This window comes from Streptomyces sp. NPDC008150 (assembly GCF_042956945.1).
Lineage (GTDB): Bacteria > Actinomycetota > Actinomycetes > Streptomycetales > Streptomycetaceae > Streptomyces.
In genome coordinates this window covers 56,838-81,661 of record NZ_JBIBHJ010000019.1, presented here as the reverse complement: position 1 = coordinate 81,661, position 24,824 = coordinate 56,838, and the positions used below count along the sequence as shown (strand labels likewise).

Sequence of the window (24,824 nt, the reverse complement as noted above, 5' to 3'; positions counted from 1 at the left end):
ACTGTAATCGACCGCGCGCCGGACCCCCCGGGCGAGGCCCGGGGGGTCCGGTGGAGCGGTTCAGCAGGTGCTCGGAAGAGTGTTCAGCCGGGTGTTCAGGAGAGCTTGAACGTCGACACCTGGTGGATGGCGTTGTCCGTGACGAGGTAGCGGCCGCCGAGGTTCTCGGCGAGCCGGTCGTAGCCGGTCACGTCGGAGTTGAGGGAGAGCACCTCGTCGACGCCGTCCCCGTCGAGGTCGGCGGTCAGGTAGTTGCGACCGCCCATCGGGCCGGTACTGCCCACGCTGGCCGCGTAGGAGTCGGTGGAGGAGAAGATGCTCGGGTCCCAGGCGTAGAGGCCGCCGAGGACACCGCCGATCAGGAGCTTGCGGCCGGCGGGGCCGGTCGCGAAGTTGCCGCCGTGGGACTCGGGGACGGTGAAGATCGTGAAGTCGTCCGTGTCCGTGCCCTTGAAGGCGCGGAAGGACGCGGTGCCCGCCTGGTAGAGGATGCCGCCGTCGGTGAAGAAGTTGGAGTGCGTCCACAGGCCGCCGACGGTGGTGGAGTGCACCACCTCGCCGGTGCGGCCGTCACGGATCTCCATGTACTGGTGCGGGCCCGACGCGTCGGTGGAGCCGACACCGGCCTGCGACTGGATGTCCCACAGGTAGACGACCGCGTGGCCGTCCGCGTAGGGGATGTCCTTGGAGGCGAAGGTGCCGTTGTAGGTGAGCGCGGCGTGGATGACGCCGTCCGTCGACACGGCCGGCACCGGCGGGGCGACGTCCCACTTGGCCTTGCCGGTCTTGGCGTTGAGCGCCACGGCGTCCGCACCCGGGTCGGTGGTGAGGTCGACCGAGTTGGTCCGGGAGAACGACGTGTAGACCCTGCCGTCCAGGACCGACGGGTCGGAGAACACCGCGTCGTCACCGAGGGCCTTGGAGGCGTACGACCAGATCTTGTGGCCGTCGCCGTAGTAGGCGTTCAGCGTGTTCGTGGGGACCAGGATGTCGAGTTCGCCGTCGCCGTCGAGGTCGGCGAGCTTGGCGGAGTGGACGAACTGGCCGCCGCCGTCGATGGTGGCGATGGTCTTGCCGGTCCTGCCGTTGAGGACGACGACGGCCTTCTCGGCGGCGACGACGATCTCGGGCTTGCCGTCGCCGTTCACGTCACCGGTCTCGATGTCGTGGACCGCGCCGGGCACGGTCGCCTGCCACAGCTTCTCGGGCTTCCCGGCGGCGAGCGAGGGGCCGTCGTAGGCCCACACACCGTCGGAGGAACCGCCCATGACCACGTCCGGGTCGCCGTCCTTGTTCAGGTCGGTGGCCTTGGCGTAGGCGATGTCGGCCTGGAGCGGCGTGAGGGTCTCCTGCTTGCCGTTGCCCAGCTTGTAGGTGTGGATGTTCTCCGACTGGTCGACGACCCGTACGTGGGTGCCGTCGGCGTCGGTGAACACGTCCTGGTACATCGGCGCGGCGTCGAGGCCGCTCGACTGCCAGGCGACGGCGCCCTTGGCGGAGAACACGGTCAGCGAACCGTAGAGGTCGCCGCCCGGGTTCTTCGCGCCGCCCATGTTCACGTCGCTCTGCCCGGAGGTGACGAGCTTGCCGTCGGCCACCGTGAGGCGCCAGACGCTGGGCCCGTCCTCGGCGTTGGCGGCGTCCCGCTTGACGGTGCTCGACCACAGCGCCTTGCTGGGGTCGTCGCCGTTCAGCACGCGCACCGTGCTGGCGTTGACGTACAGGTCGCCGTCGACGGAGGACTCGGCGACCGCGTACTCGTCGCCCTCCTTCGCGGTGAGGTCGCCGACGGTCAGCGCGGTGGGGACGACGTTGGTCCGGTCGGCCAGCGTCGAGCGGAGGCCCTTCTTGATGTCGTACGCGGCGACCTCGTAGGACACGGAGTCGGTGGCGTCCGCCTGTTCGACGGCGACGAGCCGCTTGCGGCCGGCGTCGAGCCGCATCTGGCGGTTGTACAGCATGGTCTCGGTCTGCCAGGTGACCGAGCCGTCGGCGGTGTCCAGGGCGAGGACGTGCCCGCGGCCGTCGGCGGTGGCCGTCTTGGCCCTGTTCCAGGAGACGGCGACCTGGCCCTTGCCGAGGTCCTGGATGTCGCCCCAGTTCGCGCTGCCGGTCTCGCCGGTGTCGTACGTCCACGTGGACGCCGGGGTCAGCGTCCCGCCGGCGTAGGTGAAGCGGGTGCCGGTCAGCTTCGCGGTGTCGGCGGCGGGCGAGTTGAGGCTGAGCCGGGGTGCGTCGGCGACGAGCAGGGTGCCGTCGACGATCTTCACCATGGTCGCGTAGTCGTAGATCTTCGAGTACAGCGTCCTGCCGGTCTTGCCGTCGACCACCGTGACGAACGTGCCGGTGGTCAGTGACGAGCCGGGGGAGGTGAACGGCCGGTAGGGCGAGCTGCCGACACTGGCCGAGAAGACCAGGTCGTCCGTGCCGTCCCCGGTCAGGTCACCGGTGGAGTAGCCCGAGTCGGAGTTGGGCGAGAACGGCGAGACCGCGTTGTAGCCCATCAGGATGTGCGCGGGGTACGGCTCGGTCTGCCACACGCGCAGCGGCTTGACGCCCCAGTCCGCGTACAGCGACGTGTTGGTGCGCTCCCACACGGAGGTGCCGTCCGCGGTGCGGCGCTGCACGGTGCCCAGGCTGGTCAGCGTGAAGTAGTCGCCGTCCTTGCCGACCGGGACGGTCGCGCCCATGCCGCGCGCGCCCTCCAGGGTGGACGTGCCGGTGAAGGTGACCTTGGTGGTCGGGTCCGCGTCGGTGGAGGCGCCGTCCAGCGACGAGCCGCTGCCGGAGCCGGTGGACGAGCCCGCCGAACCGCCGGCCGAGCCGGTGGTGTCGTCACCGGACTTCGGGCTGACGGTGGAGGCGGTGTCGTCACCGTACGGGTCGAGGCTGACGTTGGCGGCCAGCGTCTTGGCCTCGGCACTGCTCAACTTCATCGCCGAGCCGCTGTCGTCGGCGGCCATGGCCTGCGGTGCGGCGCTCAGGCACAGGCCGGCGGCGACCAGGGCGGAGGCGAGCTGGAGTGCCCGCCGCGAGGATTGCGGTCTCATCACTTGGCTCCCTGCGTGAAGCGGATGGCCGAGCCGTCGGCGATGACGGACTGGTTGTAGGAGTACTGGAGTGCGTCGCTGCCGGCCTGGTTCTCGATGCCGACGGTGGCGCCGGCGCCCTTGTCGGCGAGCGACTTGTACTGGAAGGTGACGGCGCCGGTGGCCTCGTCGAAGACGGCCTCGAAGGTGGCGCGGCCCGAGGTGCCGGTGGCGTAGGCGGCGTCGGTCCACACGACGGCGAACTTGCGGCTGCCCTTGGCGCCGGTGGTGGCGGTCTGCACGGTGGACTTCTTGTCGAGCGTCAGGTCGTCCCAGAGCGGGGCGACGAAGCCCTTCACGCTGTTCGAGCCGGCGGTCGGCAGGGTGGTGTTGGTGTAGTCGCCGACGCGTGCCGACAGGAAGTTGACCAGACCGTCGGTGGTGACCGAGGCGGTCGAGTAGGAGACGCCGTAGTGCTTGACCGGGAAGGGCAGCGCGATCGTGGTGGCGTCCTCGTCGCCGCTCAGCGCGACCTTCTTCGAGCCGGCGATCCAGTCGTACGCAGCCGGCGCGCAGCTGTTGCCCGCGGTGTCCGAGCGGGCCGGTACCTGGACGTCGGCGGTCAGGTTGGCGGCGACGGTGACCGAGCCGGTGTAGATGCCGTTGCACAGCGTCGGCGCGGTGGGCTTCACCGTGAGCGTGTAGGTGCCCTCGGCGACCGCCGGGAAGGTGTACTTGCCCTTGGCGTTGGTGACCACGGACGCGACGGGGGAGCCGGTCAGTTCGACGGTGGCACCGGCCAGCGCCTTGCCCGTGACGTCGAGGACGGTTCCGGTGACCTTGTGCGAGGGCACCGAGGACAGCGTGGTGTTCTGCGTCAGGCTCTGGTTCTCGGCCACCTCGACGCCGGCGAGCGACGCCGTGCCGTAGCCGTAGCCGCTGAATGTGAAGTCGTACGTGCCCGGGTTCAGGGCGATCGAGTACGTGCCGTCGGTGCCGGTGGTGACCGTGCGGGTGCCGGTGGTGGCGTTGGCGGCCTTCACGGTGACGCCGCTCAGCGCTGCGCCGGTCGCCTTGTCGGTCACCTTGCCGCTGACGGTGCCGGCGGTGTGTGGCGCCAGGTCCACGGAGTTGAGGATGTCGAGCTTGCCGTTGCCCCACACGTTGTTCATGTCGGCGGTGCCGCCGCAGTGGGTGTCGTCGACGTTGCGCGCGCCCTCGTTGAGCAGGTCACGCGTCTCGTCGATGTTGCCGATCAGCGAGGGGGCAGCCGACCAGAGCAGCGCGACAGCGCCCGCCACGTGCGGGGTGGCCATCGACGTGCCCGACTCGGTGTTGTACGAGGAGCCCGGCCAGGTCGACTCGACCGCGACGCCCGGCGCCGAGATGTTCGGCTTCGCCGAACCGTCGACCAGCGACGGCCCGAAGCCGGAGAAGGAGGCGATGGTTCCGGTGGAGTCGTACGCGCCGACGCCGTAGGAGGTCTCCTGCGAGCCGGGGGCGTGCGTCGTCGAGCAGGTCACGCCGTCACCGTCGTTGCCGGCCGCGAACGCCTCGAAGATGCCCGCCGCGTTCCAGGCCTCGACGATGTCCTGGTAGAACGTCGTGTCGTCGCCGCCCCAGGAGTTGTTGACGATGTTCGGCGCCAGGTCGGGGCGCGGGTTCTGGCCGTTGTGGTCGGTCGGCGCGAGGATCCACTGGCCGGCCGCGAGCAGGTTGGTGTCGGAGCAGGAGGACGACTCGCAGCCCTTGGCGGCGATCCAGGTCGCGTTCGGCGCGACGCCGATGCCGTTCTTGCCGACCATCGTGCCCATGGTGTGGGTGCCGTGGCCGTTGTTGTCGCAGGGGGTGCCGTCGGAGGGGCAAGTGCCCGACGGGTCGTAGAAGTTGTAGTCGTTGGTGAAGGTCCCGTCACCGTTGTTGCCCCGGTACTGGGCCACCAGGTCGGGGTGGTCGTACTGGACGCCCGAGTCGACGCTGGCGATCACGATGCCCTCGCCGCGCGCGCCGTACTTGTCCCAGACCTTGTCCGCCTCGATGTCGGACACGCCCCACTCGGGGGTGTCGTCACCGGTGGCGGAGGAGTCGGTACCGGTGGTGCCCGCGGTCTTGGCCTTGGCCTTGGTGCCGGTGGTGGTGGTCGCGGTGCCGGCGGACGTCGGGTTCGTGCGGGTCCCGGTGATCGCGCTGTCGGCGGTCTCGAGGTCGTCGAGCTTGTACTTCTGCTCCTTGACGATGCTCGCCACGTCCGAACGCTTGGCCAGCTTGGCGATGAGGTCCTCGTCGCCGGTCACCTGGACGGCGTTGGCGATCCAGTAGTCGGTGTGGCCGACCTTCTGGTCGTCGAGGAAGGAGTTGATCGACTTCTGGCTGGTCTTCGCGTGCGAGGTCAGCGTGCTGTAGGCGGCCTTGGCCCGCGCCGCGTGCGACTTCTTCTTCTTGGCCGTGGACAGGTCGGCCTGGTCCTTGAGGACGACGAAGAAGGTGGCGTCGCCCCCCTTGGCGACGGCGGCGGAGAGCGCGGAGTCGACCTTGGCGGAGGTGGTGGGGCCGGCGTCGGCGGCGGCCGCGGGAAGTGGTGCGGACAGCAGGGCGGCGGCGGTGAAAGCGGCCGCCGCCCAAACAGCGTTTCTGCGCCGAGGCGGTCGGGGCAGGTGCATCGGGGGTGTCCTCCGGGAACGTCAGTAACGGGGGAGCCCGGACGCTAGACAGGGGCCGTTACTCCGGCATTACAGGGCCCGGCGGGGGGCAACGGCGCGGGCCGCCCCTGTTCTGTCCGGCGCCTTCGCCCGGAGCGGTGAAGGGGGGTTCCTGCTTCGGCCGGATCGGCGGAGGTCGCCGAAGCCGTTAGGGCGCCGTGAGGGGCGGCGCAGGCCCCGGTGGGCCGCGGCTGCGGCCGACGGAGGTGTGATGAATCCGTGCTCAGGTCGCGTCCGGAAGAGCCGAGACGAGCATGCCCGTCAGCCAGTCCTCGTAGGTGTTCGCGTCCCAGCCGCGGCCGGCGGTGAGCTCGGTGTAGAGGTGCGGCCCGGTCAACGCCCACCAGGAATCCGCCAGACGGGCAGCGTCGGCGTCCGGGGGCAGCACGCCCGTGTCGGCGAGGTGGGCGACGAAGGCGCTCACGCCGGTCATCCGCTCCTCTTCGCTGAGGGCGAGGAGCCGGCCGGCCTCGGGGCCGGCCTGGGCGAGAAGGGCGGACAGGGCGGCGAGGCGTTCGTGGACGCCGCGGACGAACGCGGCGTACAGGCGGAGCTTGGCGCGGGCGTCGCGGGTGGCCAGGACGGCCTGGAGCTGGGGCCGCTCGGCCATGGCCAGGGGCTCGTCGTCCCCGGCCTGGGTGACGTCCCACAGTGCCTTGACCAGCCCCGGCTTGCCGCCGAACGCCTTGTAGAGGGTCTCGGGGGAGACACCGGCACGCTCGGCCACCGCGCGGACGGTAGTGGCCTGGTAGCCGTCGCGGAACAGCAGCTCCCGGCCGGCCGCCAGAATCGCGGCACGGTTGCGGCGCGCGGCCTGCTGCCGACGTCCCGAGTCGTACGGCCTGCGCGGAGTCCCGTCGGGCATCCCGTTTCCCTCTCATCCATTACAGTCGACTGTATCCAAATATGCCGGCCCCGTCTCCGGAGGAACGCATGCCCCGCTCCACCAGCTCGGACCGCCGCGTCGCCCCCGGCGTGGACCGCCTCGGCGACGACATCGTCAACTTCTACCTGGTCGAGGAGCCCGCCGGCCTGGTCCTCGTCGACGCCGGACTGCCGGCCCACCTGAAGCAACTGCGCACGCACCTGGCCGGCTCCGGCCGCTCCCTGACCGACATCCGCGCCGTGCTCCTGACCCACGGACACCCCGACCACACCGGACTGGCCCACACCCTCCAGCAGGCGGGCGCCGACATCTGGGTCCACCAGAGCGACGCCGCGATCCTGCGCGACGGCCCGCGCAGCGCCCTGCGCCACGCCAAGCCGGAACGCTCCGCACTGCCCTACCTCCTGCGCCGGCCCGCCGCGATCACCACCCCGCTGCACCTCGCCCGCACCGGAGCCTTCACCGCCCCTGCCACCCCCGGCGTGCGCGTCTTCGGCACCGGCCAACGGCTGAACGAGGTCCCCGGCGCCCCGCGGCCTGTCCTGCTGCCCGGCCACACCCCGGGCAGCACCGGCTACCTCTTCCCCGACCGCGGACTGCTCTTCACCGGCGACGCCCTGGTCACCCACGACGGTCTGACCGGACACACCGGCCCCACCCTGGTCTGCCGGGGCTTCACCCATGACAGCCACGCGGCCCTGACCTCCCTCGACCGCATCGACGAACTCACCGGCGCCACGCTGCTCCTGCCCGGCCACGGCCAACCCGTCACCGGCGACCCGCGCACCGCCACACGTCTGGCCCGACAAGCCGGCTCACACTGAAGCACGCCTCAAAAGCCGACCGAAGCCCGATCGATGTCAGATGCCGCTGCCTGCGGCGGGCAGCGGCGCCCTGGAGGGCCGCACACCGATCGCTGCTGCCGAAAGTGGAGCGTCGGATCCGGCACCCCGGGCGCAAGCGGCATTCGGACCGGCTGGTGTTCCGAGGCATCCGGTTTGTCTTGCGCACCGGGATCGCTTCGGAACACCTGCCGGGGAAACTGGGCTTCGGCTCGGGCATGACCTGCTGGCGCCGCCTGGCCGAGTGGACCGAGGCCGGGGTGTGGCCCCGGCTGCACGAGGTCCTCCTCGCCAAGCTCCGCAGCGCGAGCGCCCTGGACTTCTCCCGGGCCGCCCTCGGCGGCTCCCACATCCGAGCGTTGAAAGGGGCTCCAGGACAGAACGAAGCCCCGTAGACCGGAGTAGGACGGGCAGCAAACACCACCTGATCACCGACGCCACCGGCATCCCGCTCGCCGCCACCCTGACCGGAGGCAACCCGCAATGACGTCACCCAGCTGATCCCGGACTCGGCACCCAACGCTGGGTCGTGGAAGGCGCGTTCGCCCACCTTCGCGGGTTCCGCCGCCCGCGGATCCGCTGGGGGATACGCGACGACATCCAGGAAGCCTTACTCATCCCGGATGCGCACTGATCGGCTGGCGACGCCTGGACTCGCGCCAGGTGTTCTCACAGTTCGGCGTCGCCCCACTCCTGGACGACCACGTCGTCGCCGACCGACAGTTTTCCCGGCCGTAGTACGGAGAACTTGGCGCCGAACACCACGCCCCCGCTCGCCGCTCTCCGGTAGGTCGCGAGCGTGCGAAGGGGTTCCCGCCCTCGCCGCGCCCCGGCCTCCTGCTCGACCAGAGTGACCGCACAGCGCACCGCGAGCTTGGCATAGCCCAACTCGGCTTCGCCGATGGTGATGCGGCGTGCGCGGTCCTCGGCGTGCGGTACGGCTGCCCAGTCGCCGCCGCTGTCGTGGCCGTGGAGGCTGTCGATGACGATGTTCGGGCGGAAGCGGTTCATCGGCAGGGGCGGGGCGCCGCGCTCGGCCATCCGCCGGTTGAGGAGGGTGCGGGAAGCGTGGGACAGCAGGTGCACAGCACTGCTGTCGGCGTAGCCCGAGGGGCCGGGGGTCAGGCCGTCGGCGACGCGGTCGTGCTCCGGCGGCACACGGACCAGACGGCTGGGGATGCCGAGGAACTCGGAGAGCCAGGCAGCGGCGCCGTCGCCCTGGTCAATCCCCTGGAAAGCGGCGCCGAAGAGGTCAACGTCGCGGCGCGGCGCGGACGTTGTCACGTCGAGGCACACCGCGCCGTAACGGCCCGTGGCGTCGGCTGAGTCGAGCATGAGCTGGGTGCCGTCGGCGCTGACGGCGGGTCGGATCAGGGCGAAGCGGGGGTGGCGGCGCTGGGTGCGGTAGACCCCGTCCTCGCTGATGACCATGAAGCTGCGGTCGTGCGCGAGGCCCGCCGGTGTGAGGAGCGCATCGCTCATCGACGTGCCTGCGCATGCCACGAAGCCTCGGCGGAACTGGATGAACAGCAAGAACGGCAGACTGGAGCCCATGGACTCAGGACTCGCCGCACTGCTGGGCGCCGCTGTCGGCTCCGCCACCACCCTCGGGGCCGCAATCATCAACGGCCGTGCTCAGGCACGGTCCCAGCACGCCCAATGGAGCCGCCAGCATCGCCGCGACGCGTACGCCGGCTACCTGAGCGCTCTCCACAGCCGCGACATCGCCATGGACGCCGTCCTCGACGCGCTGCGTTCGGAACAACCCGACCTGCCCGACATCGACGAGAAGACAGGCCGCTTCATCACCCTGGCCCGCGAGGTCCACCGCGCCTGCGAAATCGTCATCCTCGAAGGACCGGCACCCCTTGCGGCGGTCGCGGAACGCGTCACCGTCGCCTCCAGTGACCTCTCACACGTCATGCGACGGATGGCCGAGGACGCACACGCGAGAAATACCGCTCACAAGGCCGAAGACATTGCCCTTGCCGCCGAACGAGAGCGGGCCCTGTACGAAGCCGTCAAGGACTTCCGCGTCGCGGCCCGCAACACCATCGGCAAAACCAACTGATGCAGTAAGTACCCGCGTGTCAGCGGCGGTGGTCGCCAGGGCGTATCGGCCCCGTGTTCCTCCGGCTTCGGTGACCAGTCGGGTGGCGGTCCTGTCGTGGTGGCCGAGGGCTTTCGCGATGACGGGATCGGGGACTGGAGGACGAGTTGTCGGATCGCGGAGGTCCGGCCGCGCTGCGGAGGGACACCGATCTTCCGCAGGTGGACCCAGCGGCCCCTTCTCCGCCTTCGTCGAATACGAGACCGACTACTACCGCGAGGCCACCAAACAGCAGGCCGAAACCACAATCCGAAGTCTCAACCGAACCTGTAACGGTTCAACCTGTTCAAGAGCACTGTGCCGCATGCGGGCGGCACATGTCAGGTCTGTCGTGAGGCCAGTTCGACGACGCGGCCCGACCTGCTGCGAGGCCGGGCCGCCTTCTTGTCGTTGCCGTCGGACCGGCCCGGCTGTGACCGTGGGGGCACCACGAGCGCTACGAAGGTGGCGACCATCGCTTACGTCGTCTCCTCCGCCCGGGTGGCTGGAGAGCCGCGCGGGCTGCAAGGCGTCCTGGAATCGAAGGGGCCAACGAGCGGGCGAGCGTCCGCTGCCGCGGCGGCAGTTCATGCGGCGTCGAGCCATGCCCAGATGGACGCGTAGAACGCCGCCAGTTCCTCGGGGCGGTCGTCGCCGAGTTCGTCCTGGCTGGGGGTGCGGCCCTCGCGGGCGATGTTCCAGGCGAGCAGGGCATAGCTCTGCCGGTACGGTGCGAGGTCCGCCGGGTCGATGTCGATCGTCCGGCCCGGAACGGACGGGTCCAGTGTGACGTACTCGTACACGGCGTCCAGGGTGAGGATGCGCCAGAGCGCCTCCCGGCGTTCCAGGCGGTAGTTGAGACGGGTGTAGGAGACCAGGTCGCCGCGGACGCCGTCCACCTCGATCGTCATGCGCATCGCCAGGGACAGCTCGACGTAGGCCCTGGCCCCGCGCACGTGGACCACCGGGGCGAACAGGTGATGTGTCGCCATCTGCCCGCGTTCGGCCATCGCGGCGGACCCCGTCACGAAACCGGCTCCGTCGCCGTCGTACCAGCTGAGGCGGACGCTGGAGTCGTCCCAGAACTGGGCCGCCATCTGGTCCCACCACCCGCGGTCGCGGCCCTGGCGCTCGGCCAGCACGACCTGGGTGACCAGGGCGATGTCGGCGCTGCTGTCGGCAGGGTTCTGCATGCGGGGCGCTGCTGTCGTACTCATGGGTTGCCTTCCATCCTGCTGTTCGCGTCCCGGTCAGTTGTCCGACGTGCCCGTTGGCCGGAGTTTCGCGGACATCCGGGCCAGCTCGTCGAGCATCACCTTCGCGGCCTCCTCCAGGCCGGCATCGGTGATGGCCTCCCCTTCCGCCGTGAGCTTCTGCATGGCGAAGGGGATGTTCACCGATTCGAGCACGGGCACCATGCGCAGGGTGGTGACGACCTGCTTGAGCTGCTGGACCGCCCGGGTGCCGGCGCCGACACCGCCGTAGCTGACGAATCCCACGGCCTTGTCGCCCCACTCGTGGCACAGGTAGTCCAGCGCGTTCTTCGTGGCGGCGCTGTAGCCGTAGTTGTACTCCGGGGTGACGATGACGAAGGCGTCCGCGCGGTCCACGGTCGCGCTCCAGTCCTTGGTGTGCTGGTGGACGTACTGGCGCAGCCTTGGGTGGTTCGGCTCGTCGAGGAGCGGCAGACCGACCTCGGCGAGGTCGACCACCTCCACGTCGAAGCAGTCGTGCCGGGTGGCGACGTCGGCGAACCAGGCCGCGAAGGCCGGGCCGATACGGCCGGGACGCGTGCTGCCGATGTGTATCTGGAGGAGGGGACGGGCGTCAGGCACGGTGTTCCTTCGCAGGGGTTGGTGGTGATGGACATGTGGCGATCGGCGCGAGGGCCGTCGGTTCGCTGGATATGAAGGCATCGCAGGGCGGGGCGGGGGGAAAGACGGGCATGTCGCCGGCCGAGGAGTTCGGGTCGCGTTCCGTCGTTGGCAGGGCCGGTGATCACGCGGTCCGGGCGCCGCGCTCGCGTGGCGCCGCTTCATCCGGACGGCCTTCGGGCCGTTTGCCTCCCGCGCCGGACCAGTGGGCCCGAACTGGCGGGGTGTGCAGGTCGGTTGCTCTCGGATGCCGGACAGCACCGCTTGCAGGCCCAGGCTCTGGACTTCGGTCACGAGCGTCACAGCATGCGCACGGTGTACGAGGCTCACCGCGACGTTCACGGGGCGCTGCTCACGCCCGCCGGCGCCGACTGGGACCGCCGCACGCTGAACCCGCTGTGGCAGGCGGTCGAGCGCCGCATCCGGGTCGGTTCCGGCGCAACCGCACCGGCCCCTGTGTGCAGGCGCCGGCGCCGGGATGTCCACGAACATTTTCTCGTTGCCTTCCCTACGCGTGACGCCGATGTCGTCGGCGAGCCCGGCTCCGGCGCATCTCGCCCGTGGTGGAGCGGACCGCGCCGGGTGCCTTGAGTGACGATCCGCGTGTGGCGACCGAGACCGGGGGTGCCGGGAGAGGTGGGTCCCGGTCGGCGGCCGTCCCGGATCAGATCATGTGCGTGATCTTCACGTCGGAGCCGACGAGAGCCTTGCCGTAGATCTCGTAGCAGACCATCGGCAGGATTCCGGCGTGGCGGGAGGCCACCTCGGAGTCCCGCCAGATCCGTTGCAGGGGGTTGACCTCGGCGAACGCGCCGGAGCCGTGGGCGGAGAGCAGGATGTCAATCGCCTTGACGACGTTCTCGATGGCCCAGCCGACATCTGCGCGGATCCGCGCCCGGTCGAGCAGGTCGAGCTTGCGGCCCTCCTGGGCCGCGCTGTCCATGTCCTCGGTAACCCGGTGGGCGTGGAAGTGTGCGGTGTCGAGGTGCATGCTCGCCTGAGCCAACTGGAGCTGGAAGGCGACCGAGTCGGCCTGACGGGTGTAGATCGTGTTGGTGACGCCCTTGGTGGCCGCCTTCTCCTTCACGATCTCCAGCGCGGCCCGCCCGAGCCCGAGCTGCGGCCCGACCATGCCGACGGTGAAGAACGGACCGAGCGGCGACCGGTAGAGCAGCTCGTCGGTGTGCTCGGTCGGGAAGTCGCCCTCCATGGCCGGGCCCACCGACATGACGCGGTGCTCCGGGACGAAGACGTCGGTCGCGATCAGACAGTTGGAGCCGGACGCTCGCATGCCGGCGACGAACCAGGTGTCCTCCAGGTCGAGGTCGCTGCGCGGTACCAGGGCCATGCCCATCTCCACGACCTCTCCTGCGTCGTCCGTGACCGGAATGCTGAGGACGGCCCAATCGGCGTGCCAGGAACCGGAGTTGTAGAACCACTTGCCGGTGACCTGGAATCCGCCCGGTATCCTCTTCGACTCCACGCGGGGAGAGAACACGCCCGACACCAGGGCCTGCGGGTTCTCGCCCCACACGTCGTTCTGGGCCCGGTCCGTGAAGCAGCCCGCGAGCCAGGCACCGGAGTTGAGCAGGGACACCACCCAGGCGGTGCCGCCGTCGGCCTCGCCCACCGCGGCGGCGACGTCGACGAGGGCCCTCATCGAGGACTCGTAGCCGCCGAAGCGCCGGGGCTGGAGGAGCCTGAAGAGGCCGGCGTCCTGGAGCTTCTGGATGCTCTCCTCGACGACACGGCGGTTCTTCTCGCCCTCGGCGGAGTTCTTGCGCAGCAGAGGCTGGAGTTCCCTGGCCCGGGCCACGAGTTCGGTGACGCTCGGGAGCGGCGACTCTTTCGGGTCGACTGGACTGCTCATGGGGTGTCCTTGATGGTCATCGCCCGATCAGGGCGTCGTGGGACAGTGGGGAGGCGGGGCGTCAGACGTGCGAGGAGGCGGCCCGGAGTTCCCGGGTCACGTATTCGCGCAGCGTCGTCGGAGGGCGGCCGAGGAGCCACCCGAGCACGTTGGGATTGCCGGTGATGCCGTACCGGCTGTAATGGCCCCACAGCCGGTACATCGCGTCGTACGGAAATTCGTCCTCCGCCTTCGGCTGCCGGTCACTGCGGGCGAAGTCGCTGATCGGCAGCAGCTCGGTGCCGATGGTCCGTCCGGCCAACTCGCCGATGACGGCCGCGATCTCGTGACCGTTGACGTAGTCGGATCCGCACATCTCGTACGTCGCGTAGTGGTGGTCGGGGTTGCCGACGACCCGGGCGGCGACCGCGGTGACATCCTCCAGGTCGACCTGGGCGAGGCGGGTGTCGTGGGAGAACGGTTTGCGGTGCATTCCCGACTCGACGGTCGCGGCGACGTCGATGTTCTGCAGGTAGTGCATGGGTTGCAGGATCGTGAAGGGGATTGGCGACTCGATGACGGCCCGTTCCACCGCCAGCTTCGCCTGGTGGTTGAGCAGCGCCTCGATCTGCGGGTGCACGACCGAGAACTGCACGAAGTGCCCCACGTCGGCCCGCCGTGCCTCGGCGACGACGGCGCGGCCGATGTCGGCCTCGCGGTGGTGGAACAGCGGTCCGATGTGGATGACCGACTCCGCCCCGGCCATCGCCTTGCGCAGTTCGGCGGGTTCCAGGAGGTCCGCCACCACGGTCTCCTCGGCGCCCAGGTCGCGCAATTCGTGGACGGAGGGCGCGATGTCCGCGGCCCTGACGCTCTTGCCTTCGCGGACCAGGGCGCGTATGAGGCTGCGGCCCGTTCGGCCGCTCGCCGCTGTCACCAATATCAAGGGGGACCTCCTGAGGGTGGTGCCGTACGTGGATCAGTAGGCGACGGTGAAGCGGGTGCGCCGGTGGGCGGGGTGCTCGATCTCGTCGACGAGGGCGACCGCGAGGTCGGCGGCCGAGATCGCGGACCGACCCTCGGCGTCCTTGAGGAGGACGTCGCCGCCGAGGCGGAAGCCGCCGCGCTTCTCGCCGGGCGCCCACCTGCCGAAGCCGAGGGGCGGGCTCAGCACGAACCAGTCCAGTGCGGGATCGCCGCCGCGCAGCGCCTCCAGGACGGTGTCGCTGATCAGGGAGTGGGCGCGGAACTGCGCGGGGAACTCCGGCGTGTCGAAGACCTTGGGCCCGTCCGGCGAGGCCAGGAGGGAGCCGGCGCCGCCGATCACGCCGAGTCGGGCGCCGTGCGAGAGGGCGAGGCCGGCGATCTCGCCGATCACTTCCTCGAAGCGGTCCTCCAGTTCGCCGACGGCGGCCAGGGCGCAGACCACGACGTCGGAACCGGTCACGGCCGACTCCAGATCCTCGCGCTTGAGCGCGGAGCCGGCGACATGGGTGACCTTCTCGCGGGTCTCCTCGGGGGCGTGGCGGCTGAAGGCGACCACGTCGTGGCCTCGTGCGGCGGCCTCGGCGACGACGGCGCCGCCTGCGTAGCCGGTGCCGCCCAGCACGGTGATGCGGGTCATGGGGTTCCTTAGGAAGAGGGGGCGGTCCGCTGGGACCGGGTGCGGCCGGCGCGGCGATCTCGCGCCGCGCCGGCCCGAACGGATGTGGTTCAGCGCTTCTGGCCGAGGGCGGAGCCGTCCCGTGCGACGAGGGCTTCGTAGGCCTGGCGGACGGCCGGGACGAGGGCGCGGGACTGCTCCAGGTCCGCCCGCTCGCCGCGCAGCTTGAGGATGTCGCCGCCGCGGCGTTCGGCGGGTATCTCGGCGGTGCGTGCCGTGACCAGGGTGTGGAAGTGGGGGAAGGCCTCCCCGAACATGAGCATGTAGGTGGCTTCCGATCCCGTGGCCTCGGTGACGGCGGCGACCAGATCGGCGGCCCGCTTGCCGAAGGTCTCCCGCTCGGCCTCGTCCAGGCCGGTGATCTTCTCCGCGTGGCGCTGGGCGCGCAGGAAGTACCAGCCGGGGACGTCGTAGCCGGGCACGATCTCTGCCGCCCACAGGTCGTCGCGGAAGACCACGTCCGATTCGGGGGCGTTCCCGAGCTCGCAGATCAGGCAGTTCTGTTCCATGAGCAGGTGTTCCAATCAGCCGAGTGCTCGGCGGGTGTGTGGTGGGGGAGTGGTGTGTTCAGGGCCGGGCGCGGAAGGTCGTGCGCAGCGAGCCGATGCCCTCGACACTGGTGACCAGTTCGTCGCCCGGGCCGAGCAGCACCTTGGGATCGCGGGCGAAGCCGATGCCGGCCGGGGTGCCCGTGAAGATCACGTCGCCGGGCGCGAGGGTCACCGTCTGCGAGAGCCGGGCGATGATTTCGGCGACGGGGAAGATCATGAGCTTCGTGCGTGACTGCTGCATCGTCACGCCGTTGAGGGCGCAGCCGATGGCGAGGTCGTCGGGGTTCTCGAACTCGTCGACCGAGACGACGGCCGGACCCAGGGGGGCGAAGCCCGGGAAGGACTTGCCCATGTTGAACTGGGGGGTGGGCGGCCGCAGTTGTGTCTCTCGTTCGGACAGGTCCTGTCCCACGGTCAGCCCGGCCACCCGGTCCCAGGCTTCGCCGGCGTCGATCCGGTGGGCGTACTGGCCCATCACGACGACCAGCTCTGCCTCGAAGTCGACCGCCCCCGGCGGCAGTTCGACCTCGGCGTCCGGTCCGGTGATCGAGGACGGGAACTTGGTGAACACCACCATCGAGTCGAGGGACGTGTCAAGCCCCGCCTCCTCGGCGTGGTCGTGGTAGTTGAGCCCGATCGCGAAGACCTGGCTGGGCCGCGGCACGGGGGAGCCCAGTTTGACGTCGCCCAGCGGCCGTGCCGGGAACGCCTTGTCCGCCGCGGTCGCGGCCCAGGCCCGGAATTCCTCCCACCTCTGGTAGACGGCCTGGACGTCGGGGGAGAACAGCCCGTCACTTGCCTGGGCGACGTCGATGACGCCCTGGTCGGTCAGCAGGCCCAGCGTGCCCGTGGCGTTGACGATCTGCATTCCTGGACTCACCTCTTCTCTATATGTGATAACAAAATCGTTTCCGGTATGGGGCGGTCAGCCGTGCTCAAGGGGGAGGAGGTCAGACCTTCGCGGAGGCGAGCTCGCGCCGGACGTACTCGCGCAGGGTGGTCGGCCGGCGTCCGAGCAGCCAGGTCAGCACGTTGGGATTGCCCGTGATGCCGTAGCGGCTGTAGTGACCGAAGAGGCGGTACATGACGTCGTAGGCGAACTCGGCCTCCGCCGGCCTTTGGCGCTCCGGACTCACCAGGTCACTGAGATTCTGCACTTCCGCGACGACCGGACGCTGCGACAACTCGGCGATGGTCTCGGCGATTTCGTGCCCCGTGACGTAGTCGCTGCCCGACAGCTCGTAGGTGGCGTAGTGGTGGTGCGGGTCGCCGACCACACGTGCCGCCACCTCGGTGACGTCTGCGAGGTCGACGTGCGCGAGCCGGGAGTCGGCGGAGTGCGGCTTGGCGTACACGCCGGACGCGACAGTCCGGGAGACGTCGATGTTCTGCAGGTAGTGCATCGGCTGGAGGATCGTGAACGGGATCGGTGACTCGATGACGGCGCGCTCGACCGCGAGTTTGGCCTGGTGGTTCAGCAACTGCTCGATCTGCGGGTGGACCACGGAGAACTGCACGAAGTGCTGGACGTCGTGACGCCGTGCCTCGGCGACGACGGCGCGGCCGATGTCGGCCTCGCGATGGTGGAACAGCGGTCCGATGTGGACGACCGACTCGACTCCTTCCATCGCCTTGCGCAGCTCGGCGGGCTCCAGAAGGTCCGCCACGACGGTCTCGGCGGCGCCCAGGTCGCGGGTCTCGTGCACCGACGGGGCGATGTCGGCGGCCCGGACCTCCTTGCCCTCCCGGGTCAGTGCGCGGATGACGCTACGGCCGGTGCGGCCGCTTGCGGCGGTGACGAGGATCATGTGCCCTCCAGGTGATCGGCCCGGCGTCGGCCGGGACTTGGGGCGTGCGGGTGGCCGCGGGCGCCGGGAGGCGCAGCCGCCTCCCGGATGCCCGGGCCTGCTGTCAGTCGGCCATCGGGTGCGGCAGCTCGGGGCTGGTCCGCAGGGCCCACGCCCGCGTCTGCAGGTCGCCGGCCGGTGCCCCCGCCCGCAGTGCCTCCACCATCAACTCGGGTCGGTAGCGCACCCCGATGGGGTCGTTGTCGTACTCCTCGCCCTCCATGTACGCGGTGGCCTCCTCCGCGGTGGCGAAGTTGTCGACCTGCATCTCGACGTGGTTGCCGTCCGGGTCCTCGTAGTACAGCGACGTGGTGACACCGTGCTGGACGGGCTTCCACGGCTCGATGCCCTTCTCCTTCAACTCCAGATAGCGGTCGAGGAGGTCGTCGAGCGAGTCGAAGGTGTACGCGACGTGGTTCACCAGCGACGCGTCCTTCGGCCTGGGCTCCAGGTTCGGGATGTGGGCGAGGGCGATGCGGTGGTGCTCGTCGTCGAAGGTGAGGAAGGTCAGCCCGTGGTTCTCGTAGACGACGTGGGCGTCCAGCAGTGAGCAGTACCACTCACGCATCGCGTCGGGCTGAGAGGTCTGGAACACCACGTGGGCGAATTTGGGTGCGGACGACATGTCTCTGGCCTCCTGTGTGTCGGGCGGGTGTGTCGTGCCCGCGGACCGGGCGCGGCGGTTCAGTCCGCGATGGCGTCGAGTTCTGCGACGACGTCGGCGGGCAGCTTCAGTGCGGCGCTTCGGACGTTCTCCCGCAGGTGTGCCACCGACGAAGTGCCGGGGATCAGCAGGATGTTGGGGGAGCGCTGGAGGAGCCAGGCGAGGGCGACGGCCTTCGGCGTGGTCTCCAGGCGGGCGGCCACGTCGTCGAGCACGGCGGACTGCACGGGGTTGAAACCGCCGAGCGGGAAGTAGGGCACGTAGGCGATGCCCTGCTCGGCGAGCGAGTCGATGAGTTCGTCGTCGGCGCGGTTGGCGATGTTGTACATGTTCTGCACGCACACCACGGGCGCGATGGTCTGCGCCTCGGCGACCTGCTCGGCCGTCACCGTGCTCAGCCCCAGGTGCCGGATGAGGCCCTGCCGCTGGAGTTCGGCCAGCGCGGAGAACGGTTCGGCCATCGCCTCCTTCGGCCCGCCCATCCGGAGGTTGACGATGTCGAGGCAGGCCAGACCCAGTCGGGCCAGGTTGTCCCGGACGGCCCTGCGCAGTTGCTCGGGCTCTGCCGCCTGCGGCCACCCGCCGTGTTCGTCCCGCAGGAAGCCGACCTTGGTGACGAGGTGCAGTTGCTCCGGGTACGGGTGCAGCGCCTCGTTGATGATCTCGTTGGTGACGTGCGGCCCGTAGTAGTCGCTGGTGTCGATGTGGGTGATGCCGAGGGAGACGGCCTCGCGCAGCACCGCGACGGCCGCGGCGCGGTCGGTCGGCGGGCCGAAGGCCCCCTTGCCGGTCAACTGCATGGCCCCGTAGCCCATCCGGGTCAGGGTGAGGTCCCCGCCGACCACGTAGGTTCCGCCGGCGATGGTGTCAGTCATGTCGAGTGCTCCTTGTCGATGCCCGTGTTCGTCCGTCCGCGTCGAACATCAGCCGACGCCCCAGAGCTTGCGGTAGGTGTCGCGGAACGAGCCGTCGGTGAACCAGGCTCCGTTCTTGAACTCCCGCACGCTGCTGCCGTGGACGGAGTCGATGTTGGTCTTGTTGAAGATACGCCGCGGGATCGTGTACTCCGAGGCTTGGGGCACGTCCGCGCCGGACATCAGGCGCAGCATGCGGTCGGTGTTGTTCCAGGCCACGAGGGCGGGGTCGACGGCGGTGTCCGCCAGTTGGGATCCGCGGGCGAGGCGTTGCATGGCGGTGACGTCGGAGCCGTAGCCGACCAGTTTGACCTTGTCGGCGCGGCCGGAGAGCCTGATGCCCTGGATGGCGGGCAGGCCGGCCGGCTGGTCGTAACTGACGTAGACGTAGTCGACGGCGGGGTGGGAGTTGAGCGCGACGCTGACGGTCGTCGGGATCTTCTGCACAGCCGTCGTCTCCCAGTCGGCGGTGGTCACTTCACAGCCCGGGCAGCGCTTCTTGAACTCGTCCAGGACGGCGTCCGAGGACTCCTTCGTGGTGCTGGTCGAGGTCGTGTTCGCGAACAGGACGTGGGCGTCGCCGCCCGAGTCGGCGATGATGGCGTCCGCCATGAGGCGGCTGCCCACGTCCTGGCCGTTGTCGGTGGTGACGACGCGGTCCGCCCACGCGCTGGGGACCGGGTCCGACACGTCGGAGGCGACGATCGGGATGCCTGCCTTCGCGGCCGCACCGTAGGCGTTCCTGGCCAGGTCGAACGGCAGCGAGTCCGTGATGATGCCGGCCGAGCGGGCGGAGACGGCCTGGTTGAGGCACTGGGTTGCCACGGTGGGCTGCGCCTGGGCGTCGCAGACCTGCACCTTGATGCCGAGGGGCTTCGCGGCCTCGGTGATCTGCTCCAACTGCGCCTGGAAGTAGGTGGCCTTGAGCGTGATGGGCACGTAGGTGATGGTCCGGCCCCGGAACTTGTCCAGTCCGGACACCGCCGCGCCCGGTACCTTGACGTTGCTGAGCGCCGGCAGGTGCTTGTCCACGGCGGCCTTGGCGTAGGCGACGCCGGCCTCGCTGGGCGCACCGCCCGCGGCGGTACCGGTGCTGTCGGTGCCGGTGCCGCACGCGGTCAGTGCGGCGGCCGTGAGCGCGGCCACGGCGGCCAGGCTGATCCTGGTCCGTTGCGTTGCCCGGCGCGGCGCCGGACGGTTGCGGCTCGGGTTGATCTTCATTGACGTACCTCGAGTCGGGAAGGGCCGACCGCCGCCGTCCCGCTGCGGCGGTCGGCCGTGGGCGGTCAGGGGGCGGTCAGGACTGGCGCCGGTCGCGGCGGAACAGCGTGGACAGGACGATGGCGATGATGAGGGCGGAGCCGTAGAAGACGTCGCTGATCCAGCCGGCGAAGCCGAGGAGCTGGAGGCCGACGATGCCGGTGGCCAGGAAGTAGATCGCGATCATGCTGCCTGCCGGGTTGAACCGGCCGGGCTGGATCACGGCGGTGCCCAGGAACGTCGCCGAGAGCGCGGGCAGCAGGTAGGAGGGGGCGCTGGCCGGGTCGAAGCCGCCGACGCTGCCGACGAGGAGGACGCCGCCGATGCCGCACAGCAGCGACGACGCGAGGTAGGCGCCCAGGCGGATCCGGTTGACCCGAACCATGGCGAGCCGCGCCACATTGCGGTTGGAGCCCACGAACAGCATGTGGCGTCCCAGCGGCGTGGACGTCATGACGTAGGTGAAGAGGACGGCCACGGCCAGTCCGTAGAAGAAGCTGACCGGCAGCCCGAGGATGTCCGTCGCGGCGAACCTGGTGAGCGCGGGGCTCTCCAGGAAGACGCTGCCGCCGTTGGAGATCCGCGAGGAGATGCCGGTGAGCAGGGTGGCGACGCCGAGGGTCGTCACGATCGGGTTGATGCCGATCTTGATGATCAGCAGGGCGTTGAAGGCGCCGATCCCGACGGCTGTCACCACGGCGACCAGGGCCGCGAGCCAGACGTCGAGACCGCCGTCGCTGACGAGGACGGCGACCAGGGTGGCGGAGAGGCCCGCCACCGCGGCAACCGAGAAGTCGAACTCGCCCACCGCGAAGGCGCACAGTGCGCCGAGCGCGATGAACACCAGGGCTTGCTGCGACCCGAAGATGGTCTGGAGCGTGCCGACGGTGAGGAATTTGTCGGGTGTGAGCAGTCCGAAGGTGAGGAACAGCAGGGCCCAGACCACGATCAGGCTGCCGCGGCGGGCGGTGTCGGCCGCCAGCGCCCGGCCCCGGCCGGGTTCCGTGTCCTGGGGCGGGGAGCCAGCGACGGCGGTGGCGGGCCCGGCCTTCCGCTCGTCCTTCGAGGTGGTGAGGCTGTCGTTGGCGGTCACGGAGGTCTCTCCCTCGTGGGTCGGTGCCGGCCGGCGGGTGCGCTCAGGCATAGGTGGCCTCCGTGATCGCCTCGGCGGAGACGTCGTCCCGCAGTTCCAGCGGATCCTGGTCGGAACGCAGGACGATCACTCGGTCGCACAGCACCGCGAGGTCCTGCACCTCGATGGAACAGATCACGACGGCCTTGCCCTCGTTGGCGGCCTCCCGCAGGGCCCGCAGGATGTCGAGGCGCGCCCCGACGTCCACGGCCTGGGTCGGCTCGCACGCCACGAGCACGCTCGGCGCGTTCATGAGCCACTTCGACAGCAGGAGTTTCTGCTGGTTGCCTCCGCTGAACGAGGCGGCGGGCGCGTGCGGCTGGGCGGGCGTGATGCCGAAGGTCTCGGCGGCCTTGCGGAATTCCCGCTGCTGCCAGCCGGGGCTCAGGAACAGCCACCCCCGCTTCGTCACCCGTGGCAGGGTCACGTTCGACATGGCTCCCACCTCGGCGGCCAGGCCGTCCTGCATCCGCTTCTGCGGGATGACCGCGAGACCCGCCTCGTGCAGCGCGGAGGGATCGACGCCCGGCAGCGAGAACTCCCGCTCCCCGAGTGTGAGCCGTCCGGCGCCCCCGGGGTGACGTCCGCTCAGGAGTTCCTCGATCTCCTCCAGTCCGCTGTCCGCCGTCCCGGTGAGGCCGACCACCTCGCCGGCGTGCACCGTCAGGTCCAGGCCCCGCAGGGCGGTTCCGGACATGGCGGTGGCCCGGAAGGCGATCTCGGGCAGCGCACCGTCCTCCCGGGGTGCCGCGCCGATGCGCCCGCTCGCCAGCTCCCGGCCGAGGATGAGCCGGCTCAGTTCCGCCTCGTCGAGGTCGGCGACGGGTACGCCGGTGGCGGCCGTCCGGCCGTCCCGCAGCACGGTCACGCGGTCGGCGAGGCTCATCACCTCGTCGAGGCGGTGGCTGACGATGAGGATGCCGGTGCCGGAGTGGGCGACGGACCGCAGGATCTCGTAGAACTCCGGCAGGGTCTCGCGCGGCAGCGACTGGGTCGACTCGTCGAAGACGATGCAGCCGGTGCCGGGGTGCTGGCCCTGAACGGCCCGCGCGATGGCCACGACCGCCCGTCGGCCGATCTGGAGCGTCCCGAGCCGGGCGTGCGGCGAGATGTCCGCGTTGAGCCGGGCGAAGGTCGTCTCGGTGCGCCGGTACTCCTCGTCCCAGTGGATCCTCCGGGACAGACGTCCCGGCGCGTACTGGCCCACCCGGACGTTCTCCACGACGGTCAGGTCCTCGACCAGACCGAGGTCCTGGTGGACGAAGGCGAGGCCGTGACGGCTCAGGTCGGCGGGGTGCACCGGGTTGGAGAGCTCCTCGCCTCCCACCCGTATGTGACCGGCGTCCGCGGTGTGGACTCCGGAAAGGATCTTGATCAGGGTCGATTTCCCGGAGCCGTTCTGACCGACGAGCGCGTGGATCTCGCCCGGCGCGATGGTGAGGTCGACGTCGCTCAGGACGGTCGCCCGTCCGAAGCGTTTGGTCAGTCCACGGATCTCCACCGCGGCCCGGCCCCGTTCACCGGCCCCGGCGGCCATTCGCACCTGGGGGTTCGTGCTCCGCATCTGCTCTCCTGCCTCCGGGTCGTCACTGACCTTGGGGCTCATTCCGCGGTGATCTCGTCACGCGGAAGCCGGAAATATATGTGATAACAGCTAACGGTGTCCGTGCGCCCTGTCCGGGCGTGCGGCGGGACCCGGGGGTCGACGATCTCAGAGCATGGGGGTGATGTTGCCGTCCTGGGCCAGCAGGGCCGTCCCGTACATCTCCAGACTGACGGCAGGCACGATGTACGCGTGCCGGCCCGCGACCGCGGAGTCGCGCCAGTGGCGCTGGATGACGTTGTTCTCGCCGAAGCCGGCCGCACCGTGCGCGAACAGCAGAAGGTTGATCGCCTCGGTGATGTTCTCCACCACCCAGCCGGCGTCCGCCCGCGCCCGCGCCCGCGCGACCTCGTCGGGGAAGACGCCGTCACGGGCCGCGGCGTCGACCGCGTCGACGGCGCGCTCCAGGTGCAGGGCGGCGGTGTCGACGAGCATGGCGGCCTTGGCGATCTGGTGCCGGAAGACCGCGGACTCCGCCTGCGTCTTGTAGAAGGTGAAGGTCAGCGGCTTCGAGGCCGCCTTCGCGGTCACCAGCTCCAGGACCTTGCGGCCCATGCCGAGTTGCGGAGCGGCGACACCCAGGGCCAGCACGGGGGTGAAGGCGCTGCGGTAGAGCACCTCGTCGGTGTGCTCGGTGGCCACTTCCCCCTGCCACGCCCTCGGCGCGGAGATGATGCGGTGGTCGGGGACGAACACGTCCTTCGCGATGAGGCAGTTGGAGCCGGAGGACTTCATCCCGGCGACGAACCAGGTCTCCTCGAAGCCGAGGTCGCCGCGCGGGATCAGCGCGATGCCGTGGTCGACCGCCTGGCCGGCCTCGTCCACGATCGGCATGCCCAGCACGGCCCAGTCGGAGTGCCAGGAGCCGGAGTTGTAGTACCAGCGGCCGTTGACGACGAAGCCTCCGTCGACCTTCACGGACTGCGAACTCGGCGTCACCACGCCGGAGATCCTGGCGTCCGGGTTGTCCTTCCAGACGTCGTCCTGCGCCTGCTCGGGGAAGAGCCCCGTCATCCAGGCGCACTGGTTGCACAGGGTCACCACCCAGGCGGTGCCCCCGTCGGCCTCGGCGACCGCCGCCGCCACCTCGATCTGCGCGCGCACGGACATCTCGTGGCCGCCGTACCGCTTCGGCTGGGCGATCTTGAAGATCTCGGCCTCGGTCAGCGCGCGGATGCTCTCTTCGGCCACGCGCCGGTCCTGCTCGCCCTGGGCCGCGTTCTTCTCCAGGAGGGGGTGCAGCGCGCGGACCCGCGCCACCATCTTCTCGATGCTCGGAACACTCGTCGTGCTCGGCGCTTCGGTCACGGATGCCATGTGGTGGTTCCTTATCGGTCTCGGGCCCGGTGGGAAGGCTCGGAGTCGGGGCGTCAGCGGGTGAGCGCGGCGATCGAATCGGTGATCGGCGGACGCCGACGCTCGTGATAGTGGGAATGGGTGCCGAAGGTGCGGTAGGCGTAGACGAGGGGCGGGAGTTCCGCCCGGCTCGCTCCGACCACGTGTCCGAGCAGGAGGATGTGGTCGCCGCCCTCCACCGCTTCGTGGAGGTCGCAGTCGAGCCAGCCGGCGGCGCCGTCGAGGCGGGGCAGCCCGTCGTCGTAGTGCCAGTCGACGGCCGCGAAGCGGTCCACGTCGCGGGTGGCGAACAGCACCGCGAGGTCCTCCTGGGCGTGGCCCAGGAGATTCACGCCGAACCGGCCCTCGGCGCGGATGCGTTCCAGGACCCGGGAGTTGCGGTCGAACGCCACGGTCACCAGCGGGGGATCGAGGGACAGCGAGGCGAACGAACTCACGGTGGCGCCCACGGGGATGCCGTCGCCTACCGTCGTGACGACGGTGACCGGCGCGCAGACTCCGGCCATCATGTCGCGGAACACCTGTGGCGGGACGCTGTGACGGAGGGCCGTCATGGTGTGCTCCTT

22 protein-coding genes and 1 pseudogene are annotated in these 24,824 nt (G+C 70.1%); 3 read left to right on the top strand and 20 right to left on the bottom strand.

The window, feature by feature from the left end; genetic code table 11:
• Positions 1–95 precede the first annotated feature (95 nt).
• The 3 genes from ACFZA0_RS33815 to ACFZA0_RS33805 all read right to left on the bottom strand — a co-directional run bounded on the left by ACFZA0_RS33815 (position 96) and on the right by ACFZA0_RS33805 (position 6,593).
• On the bottom strand, positions 96–3,050 hold the full coding sequence (locus ACFZA0_RS33815) for an FG-GAP-like repeat-containing protein (RefSeq protein ID WP_391024100.1): 2,955 nt from the start codon (positions 3,048–3,050) through the stop codon (positions 96–98).
• Positions 3,050–5,689 carry a S8 family serine peptidase gene (locus tag ACFZA0_RS33810; protein WP_391024099.1) on the bottom strand — a complete coding sequence of 880 codons (2,640 nt, stop codon included), beginning with the start codon at positions 5,687–5,689 and terminating at the stop codon, positions 3,050–3,052. Before ACFZA0_RS33810 ends, ACFZA0_RS33815 begins: the two co-directional genes overlap by 1 nt.
• Positions 5,690–5,951: 262 nt before the next feature.
• Entirely contained in the window at positions 5,952–6,593 is a 642-nt protein-coding gene (locus ACFZA0_RS33805; protein WP_391024097.1) for a TetR family transcriptional regulator, read from the bottom strand.
• A gap of 68 nt (positions 6,594–6,661) precedes the next feature.
• Here ACFZA0_RS33805 and ACFZA0_RS33800 point away from each other — a divergent pair, with 68 nt between their 5' ends.
• Complete coding sequence (locus ACFZA0_RS33800) at positions 6,662–7,438, top strand: MBL fold metallo-hydrolase (protein WP_391024096.1); 777 nt, start codon at positions 6,662–6,664, stop codon at positions 7,436–7,438.
• 50 nt (positions 7,439–7,488) lie between these two features.
• Positions 7,489–8,098: pseudogene (locus ACFZA0_RS33795) on the top strand (transposase); the annotation flags it as partial.
• Between the two features lie 27 nt (positions 8,099–8,125).
• Here the strand turns inward: ACFZA0_RS33795 and ACFZA0_RS33790 are convergent.
• Entirely contained in the window at positions 8,126–9,010 is an 885-nt protein-coding gene (locus ACFZA0_RS33790) for an MOSC N-terminal beta barrel domain-containing protein (protein WP_391024094.1), read from the bottom strand.
• Between ACFZA0_RS33790 and ACFZA0_RS33785 the strand changes: the two genes are divergently transcribed.
• Positions 8,979–9,527: a proline dehydrogenase gene (locus tag ACFZA0_RS33785; RefSeq protein ID WP_391024092.1), complete on the top strand. Its 549-nt coding sequence runs from the start codon at positions 8,979–8,981 to the stop codon at positions 9,525–9,527. The genes ACFZA0_RS33790 and ACFZA0_RS33785 overlap by 32 nt on opposite strands.
• Before the next feature lie 359 nt (positions 9,528–9,886).
• Here the strand turns inward: ACFZA0_RS33785 and ACFZA0_RS33780 are convergent, their stop codons facing one another.
• The 16 genes from ACFZA0_RS33780 to ACFZA0_RS33705 form a co-directional block, all read right to left on the bottom strand.
• Positions 9,887–10,021 carry a hypothetical protein gene (locus ACFZA0_RS33780; protein WP_391024091.1) on the bottom strand — a complete coding sequence of 45 codons (135 nt, stop codon included), beginning with the start codon at positions 10,019–10,021 and terminating at the stop codon, positions 9,887–9,889.
• A gap of 111 nt (positions 10,022–10,132) precedes the next feature.
• Positions 10,133–10,762, bottom strand: coding sequence for a nuclear transport factor 2 family protein (locus ACFZA0_RS33775; RefSeq protein WP_391024089.1), 630 nt, complete (start codon positions 10,760–10,762; stop codon positions 10,133–10,135).
• A gap of 33 nt (positions 10,763–10,795) precedes the next feature.
• Positions 10,796–11,380: an NAD(P)H-dependent oxidoreductase gene (locus ACFZA0_RS33770; protein WP_391024088.1), complete on the bottom strand. Its 585-nt coding sequence runs from the start codon at positions 11,378–11,380 to the stop codon at positions 10,796–10,798.
• Between the two features lie 703 nt (positions 11,381–12,083).
• Entirely contained in the window at positions 12,084–13,289 is a 1,206-nt protein-coding gene (locus ACFZA0_RS33765; protein WP_391024086.1) for an oxidoreductase, read from the bottom strand.
• Between the two features lie 61 nt (positions 13,290–13,350).
• A complete protein-coding gene (locus tag ACFZA0_RS33760) occupies positions 13,351–14,205 on the bottom strand; it encodes an NmrA family NAD(P)-binding protein (RefSeq protein WP_391024171.1) in 855 nt (284 codons plus the stop codon).
• A 42-nt stretch (positions 14,206–14,247) separates the two neighbouring features.
• A complete protein-coding gene (locus ACFZA0_RS33755) occupies positions 14,248–14,892 on the bottom strand; it encodes an NAD(P)H-binding protein (protein WP_391024084.1) in 645 nt (214 codons plus the stop codon).
• An 89-nt stretch (positions 14,893–14,981) separates the two neighbouring features.
• Entirely contained in the window at positions 14,982–15,440 is a 459-nt protein-coding gene (locus ACFZA0_RS33750; RefSeq protein ID WP_391024082.1) for a hypothetical protein, read from the bottom strand.
• Between the two features lie 58 nt (positions 15,441–15,498).
• Positions 15,499–16,362 carry a fumarylacetoacetate hydrolase family protein gene (locus ACFZA0_RS33745; RefSeq protein WP_391024081.1) on the bottom strand — a complete coding sequence of 288 codons (864 nt, stop codon included), beginning with the start codon at positions 16,360–16,362 and terminating at the stop codon, positions 15,499–15,501.
• 70 nt (positions 16,363–16,432) lie between these two features.
• Positions 16,433–17,290: an NmrA family NAD(P)-binding protein gene (locus ACFZA0_RS33740; protein WP_391024080.1), complete on the bottom strand. Its 858-nt coding sequence runs from the start codon at positions 17,288–17,290 to the stop codon at positions 16,433–16,435.
• A gap of 103 nt (positions 17,291–17,393) precedes the next feature.
• On the bottom strand, positions 17,394–17,954 hold the full coding sequence (locus ACFZA0_RS33735) for a VOC family protein (protein WP_391024078.1): 561 nt from the start codon (positions 17,952–17,954) through the stop codon (positions 17,394–17,396).
• Positions 17,955–18,013: 59 nt separating this feature from the next.
• Entirely contained in the window at positions 18,014–18,868 is an 855-nt protein-coding gene (locus ACFZA0_RS33730) for an oxidoreductase (RefSeq protein ID WP_391024077.1), read from the bottom strand.
• Between the two features lie 48 nt (positions 18,869–18,916).
• Positions 18,917–20,128: a substrate-binding domain-containing protein gene (locus tag ACFZA0_RS33725; protein WP_391024075.1), complete on the bottom strand. Its 1,212-nt coding sequence runs from the start codon at positions 20,126–20,128 to the stop codon at positions 18,917–18,919.
• Positions 20,129–20,204: 76 nt separating this feature from the next.
• Positions 20,205–21,260: an ABC transporter permease gene (locus ACFZA0_RS33720; RefSeq protein ID WP_391024074.1), complete on the bottom strand. Its 1,056-nt coding sequence runs from the start codon at positions 21,258–21,260 to the stop codon at positions 20,205–20,207.
• Positions 21,261–21,303: 43 nt separating this feature from the next.
• Positions 21,304–22,863, bottom strand: a complete 1,560-nt coding sequence (locus tag ACFZA0_RS33715; protein WP_391024073.1) for an ATP-binding cassette domain-containing protein — start codon at positions 22,861–22,863, stop codon at positions 21,304–21,306.
• 147 nt (positions 22,864–23,010) lie between these two features.
• The gene (locus tag ACFZA0_RS33710) at positions 23,011–24,219 is read right to left on the bottom strand and encodes an acyl-CoA dehydrogenase family protein (protein WP_391024071.1); all 1,209 of its coding nucleotides are present in this window, start codon (positions 24,217–24,219) and stop codon (positions 23,011–23,013) included.
• 53 nt (positions 24,220–24,272) lie between these two features.
• Positions 24,273–24,812: a flavin reductase gene (locus ACFZA0_RS33705; protein WP_391024069.1), complete on the bottom strand. Its 540-nt coding sequence runs from the start codon at positions 24,810–24,812 to the stop codon at positions 24,273–24,275.
• Between the last annotated feature and the right edge of the window lie 12 nt (positions 24,813–24,824).